15 protein-coding genes are annotated in these 14,795 nt (G+C 59.5%); 11 read left to right on the top strand and 4 right to left on the bottom strand.

Annotated features, from left to right (window positions below; translation table 11 throughout):
* The first annotated feature begins 65 nt into the window (after positions 1–65).
* From C3F35_RS06225 to mnmH, 4 genes are all read left to right on the top strand, one after another.
* The gene (locus C3F35_RS06225; protein ID WP_032616905.1) at positions 66–254 is read left to right on the top strand and encodes a hypothetical protein; all 189 of its coding nucleotides are present in this window, start codon (positions 66–68) and stop codon (positions 252–254) included.
* A gap of 173 nt (positions 255–427) precedes the next feature.
* Entirely contained in the window at positions 428–937 is a 510-nt protein-coding gene (gene purE, locus C3F35_RS06235) for a 5-(carboxyamino)imidazole ribonucleotide mutase (RefSeq protein ID WP_032616904.1), read from the top strand.
* A complete protein-coding gene (gene purK / locus C3F35_RS06240) occupies positions 934–2,001 on the top strand; it encodes a 5-(carboxyamino)imidazole ribonucleotide synthase (protein WP_103791855.1) in 1,068 nt (355 codons plus the stop codon). The genes purE and purK overlap by 4 nt, the downstream gene beginning before the upstream one ends.
* A 74-nt stretch (positions 2,002–2,075) precedes the next feature.
* The gene (mnmH, locus tag C3F35_RS06245; protein WP_103791854.1) at positions 2,076–3,146 is read left to right on the top strand and encodes a tRNA 2-selenouridine(34) synthase MnmH; all 1,071 of its coding nucleotides are present in this window, start codon (positions 2,076–2,078) and stop codon (positions 3,144–3,146) included.
* An 83-nt stretch (positions 3,147–3,229) separates the two neighbouring features.
* On the opposite strand, the gene C3F35_RS06250 is transcribed toward mnmH, so the two are convergent.
* From C3F35_RS06250 to ybbA, 3 genes are all read right to left on the bottom strand, one after another.
* Positions 3,230–4,375 carry a porin gene (locus C3F35_RS06250; protein ID WP_103791853.1) on the bottom strand — a complete coding sequence of 382 codons (1,146 nt, stop codon included), beginning with the start codon at positions 4,373–4,375 and terminating at the stop codon, positions 3,230–3,232.
* Positions 4,376–4,557: 182 nt separating this feature from the next.
* Positions 4,558–6,972, bottom strand: a complete 2,415-nt coding sequence (ybbP, locus tag C3F35_RS06255; protein ID WP_103791852.1) for a putative ABC transporter permease subunit YbbP — start codon at positions 6,970–6,972, stop codon at positions 4,558–4,560.
* Entirely contained in the window at positions 6,969–7,655 is a 687-nt protein-coding gene (gene ybbA, locus C3F35_RS06260) for a putative ABC transporter ATP-binding protein YbbA (protein ID WP_032616898.1), read from the bottom strand. The genes ybbP and ybbA overlap by 4 nt, the downstream gene beginning before the upstream one ends.
* Between ybbA and tesA the strand changes: the two genes are divergently transcribed.
* The 7 genes from tesA (at position 7,623) to C3F35_RS06295 (ending at position 14,387) form a co-directional block, all read left to right on the top strand.
* Positions 7,623–8,249, top strand: a complete 627-nt coding sequence (tesA, locus tag C3F35_RS06265) for a multifunctional acyl-CoA thioesterase I/protease I/lysophospholipase L1 (RefSeq protein WP_130589218.1) — start codon at positions 7,623–7,625, stop codon at positions 8,247–8,249. The genes ybbA and tesA overlap by 33 nt on opposite strands.
* Entirely contained in the window at positions 8,239–9,048 is an 810-nt protein-coding gene (locus C3F35_RS06270; RefSeq protein ID WP_103791850.1) for an SDR family oxidoreductase, read from the top strand. The genes tesA and C3F35_RS06270 overlap by 11 nt, the downstream gene beginning before the upstream one ends.
* Positions 9,049–9,105: 57 nt before the next feature.
* The gene (locus tag C3F35_RS06275; RefSeq protein WP_032616895.1) at positions 9,106–9,960 is read left to right on the top strand and encodes a co-chaperone YbbN; all 855 of its coding nucleotides are present in this window, start codon (positions 9,106–9,108) and stop codon (positions 9,958–9,960) included.
* Positions 9,961–10,173: 213 nt separating this feature from the next.
* Positions 10,174–11,088, top strand: coding sequence for an SPFH domain-containing protein (locus C3F35_RS06280; protein WP_103791849.1), 915 nt, complete (start codon positions 10,174–10,176; stop codon positions 11,086–11,088).
* Positions 11,085–11,543: an NfeD family protein gene (locus C3F35_RS06285; protein ID WP_059308587.1), complete on the top strand. Its 459-nt coding sequence runs from the start codon at positions 11,085–11,087 to the stop codon at positions 11,541–11,543. The genes C3F35_RS06280 and C3F35_RS06285 overlap by 4 nt, the downstream gene beginning before the upstream one ends.
* A 16-nt stretch (positions 11,544–11,559) precedes the next feature.
* Complete coding sequence (locus tag C3F35_RS06290; protein WP_103791848.1) at positions 11,560–13,704, top strand: hypothetical protein; 2,145 nt, start codon at positions 11,560–11,562, stop codon at positions 13,702–13,704.
* Positions 13,674–14,387 (top strand): DUF3142 domain-containing protein, encoded by a 714-nt coding sequence (locus C3F35_RS06295; RefSeq protein ID WP_032616890.1) that lies wholly within the window; start codon positions 13,674–13,676, stop codon positions 14,385–14,387. The genes C3F35_RS06290 and C3F35_RS06295 overlap by 31 nt, the downstream gene beginning before the upstream one ends.
* Here the strand turns inward: C3F35_RS06295 and cueR are convergent.
* Positions 14,384–14,794, bottom strand: a complete 411-nt coding sequence (gene cueR, locus C3F35_RS06300; protein ID WP_032616888.1) for a Cu(I)-responsive transcriptional regulator — start codon at positions 14,792–14,794, stop codon at positions 14,384–14,386. The two genes, C3F35_RS06295 and cueR, sit on opposite strands and share 4 nt — an antisense overlap.
* Position 14,795 lies beyond the last annotated feature (1 nt).

Consider the following 14,795-nt stretch of genomic DNA (forward strand, 5'->3'; position numbering starts at 1 on the left):
CTGATTGCCGTGCCGCCAGATAACACACCCGCGACAGCGACAATACGATGAAGAAGGAAAAGAGAATGAAAAATATCAGCATCGTCAGCGCCCTGCTGCTGGCCGCAACACTTTCATCTGGCGCAATGGCTGCAGCGCATCCTGTTTCCACACCGGAGGCGGGTTCGAATATCGACACGGCGATCCATCACAATCATATTGATGTGAACCATGCCTTCGACAAAGAGAACCTGACCGCAGGCAATCTCCTGTAAAAAGGGTTCAGGTATCCTGTGAAAGACCGCCGAAAGGCGGTCTTTTTTATTGCAGCAAGAGACCGACTTTGGCTGAAGTTTTAGCCGCGCAACCGTTTTCCTTGCCTGTGTATCGTGCTATTCTCTGTCACCTCAAAAGCCGAGAGTTGTGCACCACAGGAGTTTTAAGACGCATGTCTTCCAGCAATAATCCGGCGCGTGTCGCCATCGTGATGGGGTCCAAAAGCGACTGGGCTACCATGCAGTTCGCCGCCGAAATCTTTGACATCCTGAATGTTCCTCACCACGTTGAAGTGGTTTCCGCACACCGCACCCCCGATAAACTGTTCAGCTTCGCCGAAGGTGCGGAAGAGAACGGCTATCAGGTGATTATTGCCGGTGCCGGCGGGGCCGCGCATCTGCCCGGCATGATTGCCGCCAAAACCCTGGTGCCGGTGCTCGGCGTCCCGGTACAAAGCGCTGCCCTGAGCGGTGTCGATAGCCTCTACTCCATCGTGCAGATGCCGCGCGGCATCCCGGTGGGCACTTTGGCGATTGGCAAAGCGGGTGCCGCTAACGCCGCCCTGCTGGCGGCACAGATCCTGGCGACGCACGATAAAGAACTGCATCAGCGTCTGGTCGCATGGCGTACCGCCCAGACCGACGAGGTGCTGGAGAACCCGGATCCGCGAGGTGCGGCATGAAGCAGGTTTGCGTCCTCGGTAACGGTCAGTTAGGCCGGATGCTGCGTCAGGCCGGTGAACCACTGGGTATCGCCGTCTGGCCGGTCGGGCTGGATGATGAACCCGAAGCCGTACCGTTCCAGCAAAGCGTGATCACCGCAGAGATTGAGCGCTGGCCAGAGACCCCGTTAACCCGGGAGCTGGCGCGTCATAATGCCTTCGTTAACCGCGACGTCTTCCCGATCATTGCCGACCGTCTGACGCAAAAACAGCTGTTCGACAATCTGCACCTCGCTACCGCTCCGTGGCAGCTGCTGACGGAGAAAGGCCAGTGGCCTGACGTCTTTGCCACGCTGGGTGAACTGGCGATCGTCAAGCGCCGCGTTGGCGGCTACGACGGACGCGGCCAGTGGCGTCTGCGCGCCGGTGAAACCGACCAACTGCCGGATGAGTGCTATGGCGAGTGCATCGTTGAGCAGGGCATTAACTTCAGCGGTGAAGTGTCGCTGGTGGGTGCCCGCGCCCACGACGGCAGCACCGTCTTTTATCCCCTGACCCACAACCTGCATCAGGACGGCATTCTGCGCACCAGCGTGGTCTTCCCGCAGGCCAATGCGGCCCAGCAGGCACAGGCCGAAAGCATGCTCTCGGCCATTATGCAGGAGCTGGGCTACGTTGGCGTGATGGCGATGGAGTGCTTCGTCACTCCTGAAGGTCTTCTGATCAACGAGCTGGCACCGCGCGTGCACAACAGCGGCCACTGGACGCAAAACGGCGCTTCCATCAGCCAGTTTGAACTGCACCTGCGCGCCATCACCGGCCTGCCGCTGCCGCCGCCGGTGGTCAATAGCCCGTCAGTGATGATCAACCTGATCGGCACCGATCTGAACTATGACTGGCTGAAACTCCCGCTGGTGCATCTGCACTGGTACGACAAAGAAGTGCGTCCGGGTCGTAAGGTTGGCCATCTCAACCTGAACGACGGCGATATCCCTCGCCTGAGCGCGACGCTGGAAGCCATCGTGCCTCTGCTGCCGCCGGAGTACGCAAGCGGCATCGCCTGGGCGCAGGCAACACTCCGCTAAGCCCCACCGCCGGGGAGTTGCTATTCCCCTTCCCCGGCGTAAAATCCTGCCCATCGCTGTTTTGAGGGATCCTTATGAACGATGGGACGGACTACCGCGCCATACTTGCCGCCGACACGCCGTTAATCGACGTGCGTGCGCCCGTGGAATTTACCCAGGGTGCCATGCCTGCGGCAATCAACCTGCCATTAATGAATAACGACGAACGCGCCGCCGTGGGCACTTGCTATAAACGCCAGGGGCCGGAGGCAGCGCTGGCGCTCGGCCATCGTCTGGTAAGCGGCGAGACGCGCGAGCAGCGGCTCGAAGCCTGGCGCACCGCCTGCCTTGCGCAACCTCAGGGCTATCTCTGCTGCGCCCGGGGCGGGCAGCGCTCGCACATTGTGCAGTCGTGGCTGCAGGCGGCGGGCGTCGATTACCCGCTGATTCGTGGCGGCTATAAAGCTCTGCGTCAGGCAGCGATGCAAGCTACCGTTGAGCAGGTGCAAAAGCCGATGGTGCTGATTGGCGGCTGTACGGGGAGCGGCAAAACGCTCCTGGTGAAAGCCCGGCCTGACGGCATCGATCTTGAAGGTCTGGCGCACCATCGCGGCTCGTCTTTTGGCCGCACGCTGACGCCGCAGCTTTCGCAGGCAAGCTTTGAAAATCATCTCGCGGTGGAATTGCTGAAGAGAGACGCCGCGCGCTGGGTACTGGAAGACGAGGGGCGGATGATTGGCTCCAACCACCTGCCGGAATGCCTGCGCGACCGCATGGTGCAATCGCCGATTGCAGTAGTTGAGGATCCGTTCGAGGTGCGCCTTGAGCGCCTGCGCGAGGAGTATTTCGCGCTAATGTGGCAGGCCTTTCGCACCGCGCGGGGCGAAGAGGCAGGCTGGCAAGAGTACAGCGAGTATCTGCACCACGGCCTGTTTGCCATCCGCCGTCGGCTGGGATTACAGCGCTATGCTGAATTTACCGCCCTGCTGGATACCGCCCTGGATGAACAGCAGCGCACCGGCAATACCGAGGCGCATTTCACCTGGCTGGCACCGCTGCTCAATGATTATTACGATCAGATGTATCGCTATCAGCTTGAGAAAAAAGCAGAGAAGATTGTTTATCGCGGAACCTATGCAGAGGTTGCGGAGTGGTTGAATCGCTAATAAAAAGCCGGATGCGCTCATGCTTATCCGGCCTACAGGTTCTGCCCGACGCTTCCCTCTCCCTTTCAGAGAGAGGGTGAGGGTCAGAAGTCGTAACGCAGACGCACCAGGTTCATGTCACTCAGGTCGTCGGTGCTGGAGGTGAATACGTGTTCGTAATCAACACGGAAACCGTAATCCAGCTGGAAGCTAATACCCACGCCGTTGTCGATGCGCTGATAGTTGCGGCCATTCATGGTCTCAATACGGTCACCCATGAAGTAAGGCTGGATGGATTTCACCGCATACTGACCAATCGGGAATTTATAGCCCGCGAAGTACTCAATACCCCACGCATCACCCGCGAAGTAGTCGTTTACCGACACTTTTTTGCTGGTCATGAAGTTCTGATACCAGCCGCCGCCCGCGGAGAAGGTCCAGTTGTCCGGGGTCCAGCTCAGCGCGGTGCCGAGGATATTCTGATCCCAGGACTTGCTGTCGCCGTTATCCGGGTTACGCATGTCTGCGCGGGTGTAGTTCCACGCGGCGCCCCAGGTCAGGTCGGTGGTCAGACGATAATCCAGACCCAGCGAGCCGCCGCCTTTACGCTTGTAACGCAGGCCATTGCCTGGCAGGTATTCGCTGTCTTCGAACAGGTAAGAGGCGTAGATGTCGGCGTCGCCGAGGGTTTTCTTGTACTTCAGCATCTGACGTGAACGGTAAGAGCCGTCATAGTCACCGTTGATGCCGTTACCCGGTGCCTGGCCGATCATGTCGTAATCCCAGATATCGGTTTTCGCGCCAACCACATCATAGTAAACGCTGTTCTGCTGACCGAAGGTCAGGGTGCCCCAGGTGTCGCTTTTCAGGCCGGTGTAGAGCATACGACGGGAGGTGTCGTGCGCGCCCTCAGCATGGTGATTATCCCAGTCGAACTGGGCCGGAATATTCACGCCCAGTTCGTAATAGCTGATCCAGCTGATGTCATCAAACAGGTAATAATCTGCCGCGAAACGGAAACGGGTGCCGCCATCAAAGCCGTTACGCTTATAGCTGTTCTTGCCGTCATCGCCGGTCATGTTCTGGAACTGCGGACGAATACTGCCGCCCACGGTGAAGTTCAGGCGGCTCAGCGGGTTACCTGCCTGTGGATCCTGTTTCAGTACGGTGATTTCAGCCTGGGATGCAAAAGACGCCAATGCCACTGCCGCGCCGATCGCAACCGCCAGCGCTTTTTTTGTTATGGTCATTATTTTTCCTTGATAGACACATTGCCATTTATTTAGCAGGTGAATATTAACCAGGATTTATCTGCCCGTGTTGCCCGGTTTTTAATGATTTGTGCCACTAAAATTCAAGGAGTTATCTTTTTATGCTACTTAAGTGGAGCGCGCCGGTATATTAACCGGCGCGTTATGACTGTAGAGGGGAATTAACCAGAGAACTGACGGAACAGGGCTTTGCCTTTCAGCAAACGAGCGCCCAGCCAGCCGCCGCACAGTGAGAGCATCACCGCCCCACAAAGTGGAAGGATCACCCACAGCCGCCAGTCAGGCTCCCACGGGAAATCGAACACCCGGGTCTGTAGCACCGCCAGCGCCGTTTCTGCACCAATGGCCGCCACCAGGCCTGCCACCAGTCCCAGCAGGGCAAACTCGCTCCACAGCGTGGTACGCAGCAGCTTTTTACCTGCTCCCAGGGTGCGATAGACCACCAGCTCCTGATGACGCTGACGCATCCCGACCTGCACTTGCGCCAGCAGCAGCAGCACGCCGCAAATCGTGACCAGCACCACCATCACCTCCAGCGCCCGGCTCACCTGCTCCAGTACCTGCCCGACCTGTCTCAGGATCGCGCCGATATCCAGCAGGCTGATCGTCGGGAACTCGCGGTTAAGCTGGGTGAGCATGCCGTTGCCGTTCTCCCAGCGGAAGCTGGTCAGCCAGCTCTGGGGTTGCCCGTCCAGCGCCCCGGAAGGGAAGATAAAGAAGAAGTTTGGCCGCAGGCTCTCCCAGTCAACCTTGCGCAGGCTGGTGACTTTCGCGCTGAAGTCCTGCGTATCGCCGGTAAAGGTCACCGTATCACCCAGCCCGACGTTGAGGCGTTTCGCCAGCCCCTCCTCCATCGACACCTCACCCGCTTTCGGCGGCCAGCTGCCGGCAGTGATCGGGTTATGATCCGGGCGTTTATCCTGCCAGGTCAGATTCAGCTCGCGGTTAAGGGATTCATCTTTATTACCCTCGGTCGATTGACCGTTAATCTGAGTCAGGCGCGCCCGCACGATGGGGTAATACGACTCGGGGATAACCTGGTGCTCCGCAAGAAATTCCTTCAGCGGGGCGATCTGCTCCGGGGCGATGTTGATCAGGAAATAGTTCGGGCTTTCCGGCGGGAGCTGCTGTTGCCAGCGATCCAGCAGGTCGCCGCGCAGCACCAGCAGCAGCGCCAGCAGCATAAACGACAGCGAAAACGCCGACAGCTGGCTAAGGGTCGACCACGGCTGGCGCAGCAGGCGGTTCACCGCCAGACGCACCGGCAGCGACTTCACCGTTAGCCCTTTCAGCACGCTGAGCAGCATCCAGCCCAGCATGCCGCAGAGCAGGGCCAGCACTATCGCTCCGGCCAGCACCGCCCACAGCAACATGCTACCGCCCATCAGCCAGGCGAGCAGCGCTACCACCACCATCACGATAACCGGCAGATAAAATTTGAGCGGCCAGACGCTGGCGACCACATCGCGGCGCAGGACACGCAGTGGCTGGGTCGCCAGCAGCAGCCGGTAAGGACGCAGCCCCACCAGCAGCGAGATGACGATCATCGCGCCGACGGCCCACAGCCACGGCCAGAGGCTGGCAGGCGGCAGCGCGGCGGGCAGTACCGGCTTAAGCAGTACCATCAACACCTTTTCAAACAGCAGGCCCATCGCCCCGCCGGTCACGGCAGAGAGCGCGAGCACCATCAGCCACTGGCCGACAATCAGCTTACGCAACTGCGCCCTGCCCGCCCCCAGCGTTTTGAGGATCGCCACCAGGTCGTAGCGGCTGCGGCAGTAGTGACCCATCGCCACCGCCACGGCCGCCACGGCCAGCAGCAGCGTCAGCAGCGCCGAGAGCAGCAGGAACTGCTGGGAACGCTCCAGCGACTTACCGAGCGCGCCGTCCTCCTGTTCCATCCCGGACCAGCGATGCTCCGCCTTCAACTGCGGCAGCAGCCACTTCTCGTAACTCGCCAGTTGAGCGGGCGTGCCGCCAAACTTAATACGCCAGGTGACGCGGCTCCCGGGCTGGACCGCCCCGGTTTTTGCCACATCCGCGGTATTCATCAGCAGGCGCGGCGCCATCTGGAAGGGGTTAAAGCCGGAGTCCGGCTCCTGAACCACTTCCCCGGCAATTTTGAGCGTGGCATCCCCGACGTCGATGCTGTCGCCGGTTTTCAAATTCAGCAGTGCCATCAGACGCGAGGCCAGCAGCACCGTGCCCGGGGCCGGTTTCAGGCCCGGCGGGTTGGTCTGCAACGCGCCGTACATCGGATAAATATCATCCACGGCCTTCACGCTCGCCAGTTGCGGGGTGTCGGCGGCAAAGGTCATGGTCTGGAAACTCAGTTGCTCGCTGACCTTCAGCCCCGTTTTTCTCGCCTCATCAAGCCATGCCTGCGGCACCTCGCGGGAGCTGCGTAGCGTCCGGTCACCCGCCATAAACTCGCGGCTTTGCTGGCTAAGTCCCTTTTCCATCCGATCGCTGACGCTGCCGAGCGCCAGCACGCAGGCCACCGCCAGGCTTAACGCCAGCCAGACGATCAGCAGCGAGGGGGAGCGCCATTCGCGCCAGAACCAGCGGGCAATCATGCTTCCTCCTGCAATTCACCGTTGACCAGCCGCAGGCGGCGGTCACAGCGGGCCGCCAGCTGCGGATCGTGGGTGACAAGGATCAGCGTGGTGCCGTGCTCACGGTTCAGGGAGAACAGCAGATCGGCAATTTTGTCCCCGGTCTGGCGATCGAGGTTACCGGTGGGTTCGTCGGCAAAGAGCACGTCCGGGCGGCCATTGAACGCCCGGGCCAGCGCCACGCGCTGCTGCTCACCGCCGGAGAGTTGCGCCGGAAGGTGATCAAGACGCTTACCCAGCCCCAATTGCTCCAGCAGAGCTTTAGCACCCGCCCGGCTCTGGGTCGTATTCTCGCCGCGAAGCAAACCCGGCAGCTCAACGTTCTCCAGCGCATTGAGGGTGGGAATCAACATAAACGACTGGAAAACAAAGCCAATGTGTTTTGCGCGCAGGGCGGCGCGCGCCTCTTCATCCTGCTGATGCAGCGGTTGCCCGACCAGGTGGACCTCACCGCTGCTGCCGTCATCCAGACCGGCGAGGATCGCCAGCAGGGTGGATTTGCCGGAACCCGACTCACCAATCAGGGCGATGCTCTGCCCGCGTTTGACAATGAGTTCAACTCCGGTGAGGATGGAAAGCTCGTGCTCACCCTGACCCACGGATTTCTTAAGATGATGAACTTCAACAATGTTTTCCGCTGGCATTTGCCCTTCCTGTTTCTGATTCTGATGACATTTCGCGCCGCGGCGGCGGACACGTTATTAATTCTGGGCGACAGCCTCAGCGCGGGCTACCGGATGGCGGCCAACGCCTCCTGGCCTGCCCTGCTGAACGATAAATGGCAGGCCCAAACCTCGGTTATTAACGGCAGCATCAGCGGCGATACCTCACAGCAAGGGCTTTCTCGTCTGCCTGCCCTGCTGAAACAGCACCAGCCGCGCTGGGTGCTGGTGGAACTGGGCGGCAATGACGGTCTGCGCGGTTTCCAGCCTCAACAGACCGAGCAGACGCTGCGGAAAATTTTGCAGCAGATCCGCGCGGCGAACGCCCAGCCGCTGTTAATGCAAATTCGTCTGCCTGCTAACTATGGTCGTCGTTATAATGAAACCTTCAGCGCGATATATCCGAAGCTTGCCAAAGAGTTCGATATTCCGCTGCTGCCCTTTTTTATGGAAGAGGTCTACCTGAAGCCGCAGTGGATGCAGGATGACGGTATTCACCCCAATCGGGACGCACAGCCGTTTATTGCCGACTGGATGGCAACCCGGCTGGCTCCTTTAGTTAAACATGACTCGTAATTCAGCGGAGATCCTGACAGGTAAAGTTATGCAAAAATCGGTCTTAATAACAGGATGTTCCAGCGGAATTGGCCTTGAAAGCGCCCTTGAACTCAAGCGTCAGGGATTCTGGGTGCTGGCCGCCTGCCGCAAACCCGAAGACGTTGAACGGATGAACGGCATGGGGTTAACTGGCGTATTGCTGGATCTGGATTGTACCGACAGCATTGAGCGCGCCGCCGATGAGGTGATCGCTCTGACCAATAATCGTCTGTATGGGCTGTTTAACAATGCCGGTTTCGGCGTTTACGGCCCCTTGCAGAGCGTGACCCGCCAGCAGCTTGAACAGCAATTTTCCGCCAACTTTTTTGGCGTTCACCAGCTCACCATGCGCCTGCTGCCTGCCATGTTGCCGCACGGCGAAGGGCGGATTGTGATGACCTCCTCGGTGATGGGGCTGATCTCTACGCCAGGCCGCGGGGCTTATGCCGCCAGCAAGTACGCGCTGGAGGCCTGGTCAGATGCGCTGCGCATGGAGCTGCGCCACAGCGGCATTAAGGTCAGCCTGATTGAACCGGGGCCAATCCGCACCCGCTTTACCGACAACGTTAACCAGACCCAGGCCGATAAACCGGTAGAAAATCCGGGTATTGCCGCACGTTTTACGCTGGGGCCGGAGGCAGTCGTCGCCAAAGTGCGCCATGCTTTTGAGAGCAAAAACCCCAAAATGCGTTATCCGGTCACGCTGGTGACCCACGCCGTCGGCCTGCTGAAGCGCCTGCTGCCCGGCCGGATGATGGACAAAATTTTACAGGGCTGAGTTGAAGCCACGCGCCACGCCCCCATGTAAATAAAAACTCATAACCGAGAATGACGCATGTCCGTACAGAATATTGTCAACATTACCGAAGCAAACCTGCACCAGACCCTTGAACAGTCAATGACCAAGCCGGTGCTGTTCTACTTCTGGTCTGAACGTAGTCAGCACTGTCTGGAGCTGACGCCGGTGCTCGAGAAGCTGGCAGCCCAGTACAACGGTCAGTTTATTCTGGCAAAACTGGATTGCGACGCTGAACAGATGATCGCCTCGCAGTTTGGCCTGCGCGCCATCCCAACGGTTTATCTGTTCCAGAACGGCCAGCCGGTTGATGGTTTCCAGGGGCCACAGCCGGAAGAGGCGATCCGCGCCCTGCTGGATAAAGTGCTGCCGCGCGAAGATGAGCTGAAAGCGCAGCAGGCGGCGGCCCTGATGGCCGAAGGCAAACACGACGAAGCCCTGCCGCTGCTGAAAGAGGCCTGGCAACTCTCCGGTCAGAACAGCGAGACCGGTCTGCTGCTGGCAGAAACGCTGATTATCCTGAAACGCTCCGAAGATGCCGAAGTCGTGCTGAAGACCATCCCGCTACAGGATCAGGATACCCGTTACCAGGGTCTGGTAGCGCAGATTGAACTGCTGAAACAAGCCGCGGATACCCCGGAAATTCAGCAGCTGCAGCAGCAGGTTGCCGCTAACCCTGCCGATGCAGCGCTGGCCAGCCAGCTGGCACTGCAGCTGCATCAGGTTGGTCGCAACGAAGAGGCGCTGGAACTGCTGTTCAGCCATCTGAAAACCGATCTGGCTGCCGCTGATGGCCAGGCGCGTAAAATGTTCCAGGAAATTCTGGCGGCGCTCGGTACGGGCGATTCACTGGCCTCGACCTATCGCCGTAAGCTTTACGCCCTGCTGTACTGATCTCCCTAACCAGCCCGGTAGCACGTTGCTCGCCGGGCCAGCCACACCTTGCTGTTTTTATCTCGCCCCGCCATATTTAGCGGGGCGTTTTTATGTCTGGATCCCGCCCGCCTCGTTGATTCCGCGCGAATTTATGCCTGTTTGTCGGTATACTAGTGAACAACAAACGAACAATTGTTATCGCAACAAGGAATGCAAAACAGGAGGTTTTATATGTTCATCGTCATCCCTATTCTGATCTTCGTCGCGCTGGTCATTGTGGCCGCCGGGGTGAAAATTGTCCCTCAGGGCTATCAATGGACGGTTGAGCGTTTTGGTCGTTACACCAACACGCTGCAGCCGGGCTTAAGCCTGGTCGTTCCCTTTATGGATCGCATTGGTCGCAAGATCAATATGATGGAACAGGTGCTTGATATCCCGTCCCAGGAGGTTATCTCCAGAGATAACGCCAACGTCACTATCGACGCGGTCTGTTTTATTCAGGTCATTGACGCGCCAAAAGCCGCCTACGAGGTGAGCAACCTTGAGCTGGCCATCATCAATTTAACCATGACCAATATCCGTACCGTTCTCGGCTCGATGGAGCTGGACGAAATGCTCTCCCAGCGCGACAGCATCAATACCCGCCTGCTGCATATCGTGGATGAAGCCACTAACCCGTGGGGCATCAAAGTCACCCGTATCGAGATTCGCGACGTGCGTCCACCCGCTGAGTTAATCACCTCCATGAACGCCCAGATGAAGGCCGAGCGAACCAAACGCGCCTATATTCTGGAAGCCGAAGGGGTGCGCCAGGCAGAGATCCTGAAGGCCGAAGGGGAAAAACAGTCACAGATCCTCAAAGCCGAGGGCGAACGCCAGTCTGCGTTTTTACAGGCTGAGGCTCGCGAACGGTCGGCTGAAGCGGAAGCCCGCGCCACCCAGATGGTCTCGGAGGCGATCGCCGCCGGGGATATCCAGGCGATTAACTACTTCGTGGCGCAAAAATATACCGACGCGCTGCAACAAATCGGTTCGGCGGATAACAGCAAAGTCGTGATGATGCCGCTGGATGCCAGCAGCCTGATGGGGGCGATCGGTGGCATCGCGGAACTGATCAAAAACAGCGGCAACGAGCGCAAATTATGATCGAGACGATCGCAGCACATCCGCATGTCTTCTGGCTGAGCCTTGGCGGCCTGCTGCTGGCGGCAGAAATGCTCGGCGGCAACGGCTACCTGCTGTGGAGCGGCGTGGCGGCGGTGATCACCGGGCTGCTGGTCTGGCTGCTGCCGTTCGACTGGGCGTGGCAGGGGGCACTTTTTGCGGTGCTGACCCTGACCGCCGCCTGGCTCTGGTGGCGCTGGCTCTCAAGGCAGGTGCGCAGGCAAAAGCCCGCCGATGCCCGGCTCAACCAGCGTGGACAGCAGCTGGTGGGGATGCAGTTTACGCTGGATAGCGCCCTGGTCAACGGGCGCGGCCATATGCGCGTGGGCGACAGTTCCTGGCCGGTTATTGCCGATGAGGATCTCAGCGCGGGCGCCAAAGTCGAGGTCGTTGCCGTCGAGGGGATCACCCTTCGCATCCGAACCCTTTCCCGATAAGAACAGGAATAGCATCATGGTCAGGAAGACGACGCTGGCAATCAGCGTTAGCGCATTACTGGCGAGCGCCGCACCGGCATTCGCCTCGTTTGATATGGAAGACTGCAAGTGGAGCGATGAGCACTGTCTGCTGAAAGGCGATCCGGTGCTGACGCCCGGCAACGACTCGCGCGATAACCTGCTGCGTCTGCTGAGCGAAGCCAAATCCTTCACTTTGCCCGTGCAGTCGATACCAGCGGATATTACCCGCTCCAGGGATGTCTATTTTGCCTACCACCCGGAGTGGGATGACCTGGAGGATCCGGCTCCCGCAGCCGTGGACAAACCGGCTGAAGAGAGCCCCCTCAATAAGCAGTTGGCCGCCTTGCAGCTTGAGCCAGTCGAAACGGATCAGGATGGTGAGCAGGAAAACCGCTTCGTCTCGAACAACGCCGGGAGCCTCAGTCAGTTTTTTGCCGCGCTGCTGGCCGACGATTCCCTGACGGCGGAGCAGCGCCATGCCCTGGCGCAGGCGCGTCTGGGGCTTTACGCTGGCGCGTCCGATGAGCAGATTTCCGCCTCGCTGGCGACACTTCCCGCCGACTCGACCGCCCTGCTGTATAAAACCTATCTGACCGGCGCGGCCCGTTTTTATGCCGGGGATTACGAGGGCGCGGATCGGGCCTTTGCCCCGCTGATCGACAGCGATCGCCCGTGGCTGGCTGAAACCGCGCACTATATGCTGATGCGCACGGCGCTGAACAAAAGTAGCCAGAACAGCATGGGCGAGTATGGCGATTTTACTATCGATCGCATCGACCGTCCGGCTGCAGAACAGGCGCAGAAAGCCGCCCAGGCATATCTTCAGCGCTGGCCCGAGGGCCGTTACGCCGACTCCACGCGCGGGATGCTGCGCCGCATCAACTGGTATCTGCAGGCGTGGCCGCAGCTGGCGGGGCTGTACGAGCAGCAGTTCCAGCAGGCTGCCGATGCCGGGGCGCTGCGGGGGCTGGTTATCGAATACGATAATGTCTACGGCATGCAGTTCAACGGTCGCGCCGTGCGGGAGGCTTTCCCGGATGCGCCGCTGATAAGCTATATCGAGCTGCTGCGCGCCCTTCGCCTGAACAGCGATGAGAAACCGACGCTGACGCAGGACGATCTCAACAGCAGCAAACCGGCCTTTGAACAGCGCGGCAAGCTGGCGCTGTGGCGCAATTTACAGCTGAACCTGTGGCAGGCGACAGACAACAATGCCGCCATCCTTCAGGCCGTCAAACCGGCAGAACAGCTCCCGCCGCACGACATTCTCGCCTTTAGCGAGCAGGTTTTGTATGGCGAAGCGCTGATGGCGCAAAAGCAGTGGCCCGCCGCGCGCGATTTCTGGCTCAAATTGCTCAAGCTCAGCCAGGATGCGGAACAGCAGCAGTATGTGCAGGCCAAACTGGCGGCTACCCTGGTCTTTAGCGGCGACACAGAGGCAATTTTTGCCGCGGACAGCGCCATCACCAACCTGCGTTTTCGCTCGCGGGTGCTGAAAACGGTAGCCTCCCCCGAACGGTTACGCCAGCAGGCCAGCCAGGGACCTAACAACGAAGAGCGCACCATTGCGCTGCATACCCTGCTGGTGCGCGATTTGACTGAGAACCGCTTTAGCGACTGGTTAAAAGACAGAAAGCTCGCCAGCGCCATTACGCATCCGGTTCTGGGCAAGGCGTTTGACGATGTGAATCTAAGCGCCTTCGACTGGAACGGCGATGCCGCCGAAACCGGGTACGTCTGTCGAAGCCTGAATGAAACGGTGCACGTGCTCAGCCAGAACGCCAACGATGCCCATGCCCTGAACTGTCTGGGTGAGTTCTTCCGCACCTCAAATACCCATGTCGATCTGTGGAAAGACAGCGCGGGCAATGACGTACTGGAGACGGCGATCCACCGTAAGGCACCTTACGGGCAGTTCGACAGGCAGGCCTACTATCAGCAGGTCATTGCGGCACCGAAGGCAGAGCCAGAAGATAAAAGCTATGCGCTTTATCGGGCCATCATGTGTTATGCCCCGTCCGGCATGAACGAATGTGGCGGCGCAGATGTCGACAAAGCCCAGCGCAAAAGCTGGTTCTCGCAGTTGAAAACGCAGTATCCGGGCAGTCCGTGGGCGCAAAAGCTCAAGTATTACTGGTAGCCGCGCTGCTGGCCGGGCAGGCGCAGGCGGAGATCGTCACCGCTGGCGAGCACCCGGCTTTCTGGCTCTGGTCGGGCGTGAAAGCCAGTGACGCGTTGAAAGCGGCGCAAACGGTCTATCTGCATCAGGGTGAAGTGCTGGCCCGGCCTGGTGAGGTGGTGTTTCAACGCCTCGGCCTGCCGGTCAGCCGCCTGACGTTTCCGTCAATCTGGCTAACCGTGCGCTTTACCACCCTTGAGGTGCCGCCCACCGTGCTGCCGAGAATCGTGCGTTTAATGCAGCGCTGGCAGGCAGCCGGAAATCAGGTGGTGGGGTTGCAGATCGATTTTGATGCCGCAACCCACCAGCTGGCGGATTACGCTCGCTTTCTGCGCACACTTCGCCAGCAGCTGCCGCCTGAATTTGCGCTGGGGGTGACCGGGCTGCTGGACTGGGCGAAAACCGGCGATGTCGCCACGCTGAACACCCTGGCGGTGGATGAACTGGTGATCCAGAGCTATCAGGGCCGTCATACGGTAGATAACTATCAGGCCTATTTGCCCGCACTTGCCCGGCTGCGCATTCCGTTCAAGCTCGGGCTGGTAGAGGGCGGCAAACGGGATCGCCAGGCCGAGGCGCAGCTACAGCGCTCCCCCTGGTATCGCGGGACGGTGGTCTTTATGCTCAATCCGGCGCGCGGTTAGGCCTTCACCTTGCGATGGCAGCAGCCGGAAAGGTTATCGATGATCGGGCAGTCTGCGCCTTCATCCCCGGGGCAGCTCTCTGCCAGCGCCAACAGCTGATCGCGCATGGTCTGCAACTCCAGGATATGGCGTTCAATTTCGGCGACCTTCTCGAGGGTCCGGCTTTTCACATCGGCGCTGTGTCGCGCGGGATTGTTAAACAGGTTCACCAGGTCGCCGCACTCATCAAGATTGAACCCCACCTGGCGAGCCTGACGCAGCAGCGTGAGTTCATCGAGGTGCTTTTGCGTGTAGCTCCGGTAGCCGTTCTCGCTGCGCAGCGGCGGCGTCACCAGCCCTTTCTCTTCGTAAAACCGGATTGCTTTGCTGGTTAACCCGGTTTTTTTGGCAACATCACTGATATTCACG

Origin of the sequence: Leclercia sp. LSNIH3 (assembly GCF_002935105.1) — a bacterium.
In the GTDB taxonomy this organism is placed as follows: Bacteria; Pseudomonadota; Gammaproteobacteria; order Enterobacterales; family Enterobacteriaceae; genus Enterobacter; species Enterobacter adecarboxylatus.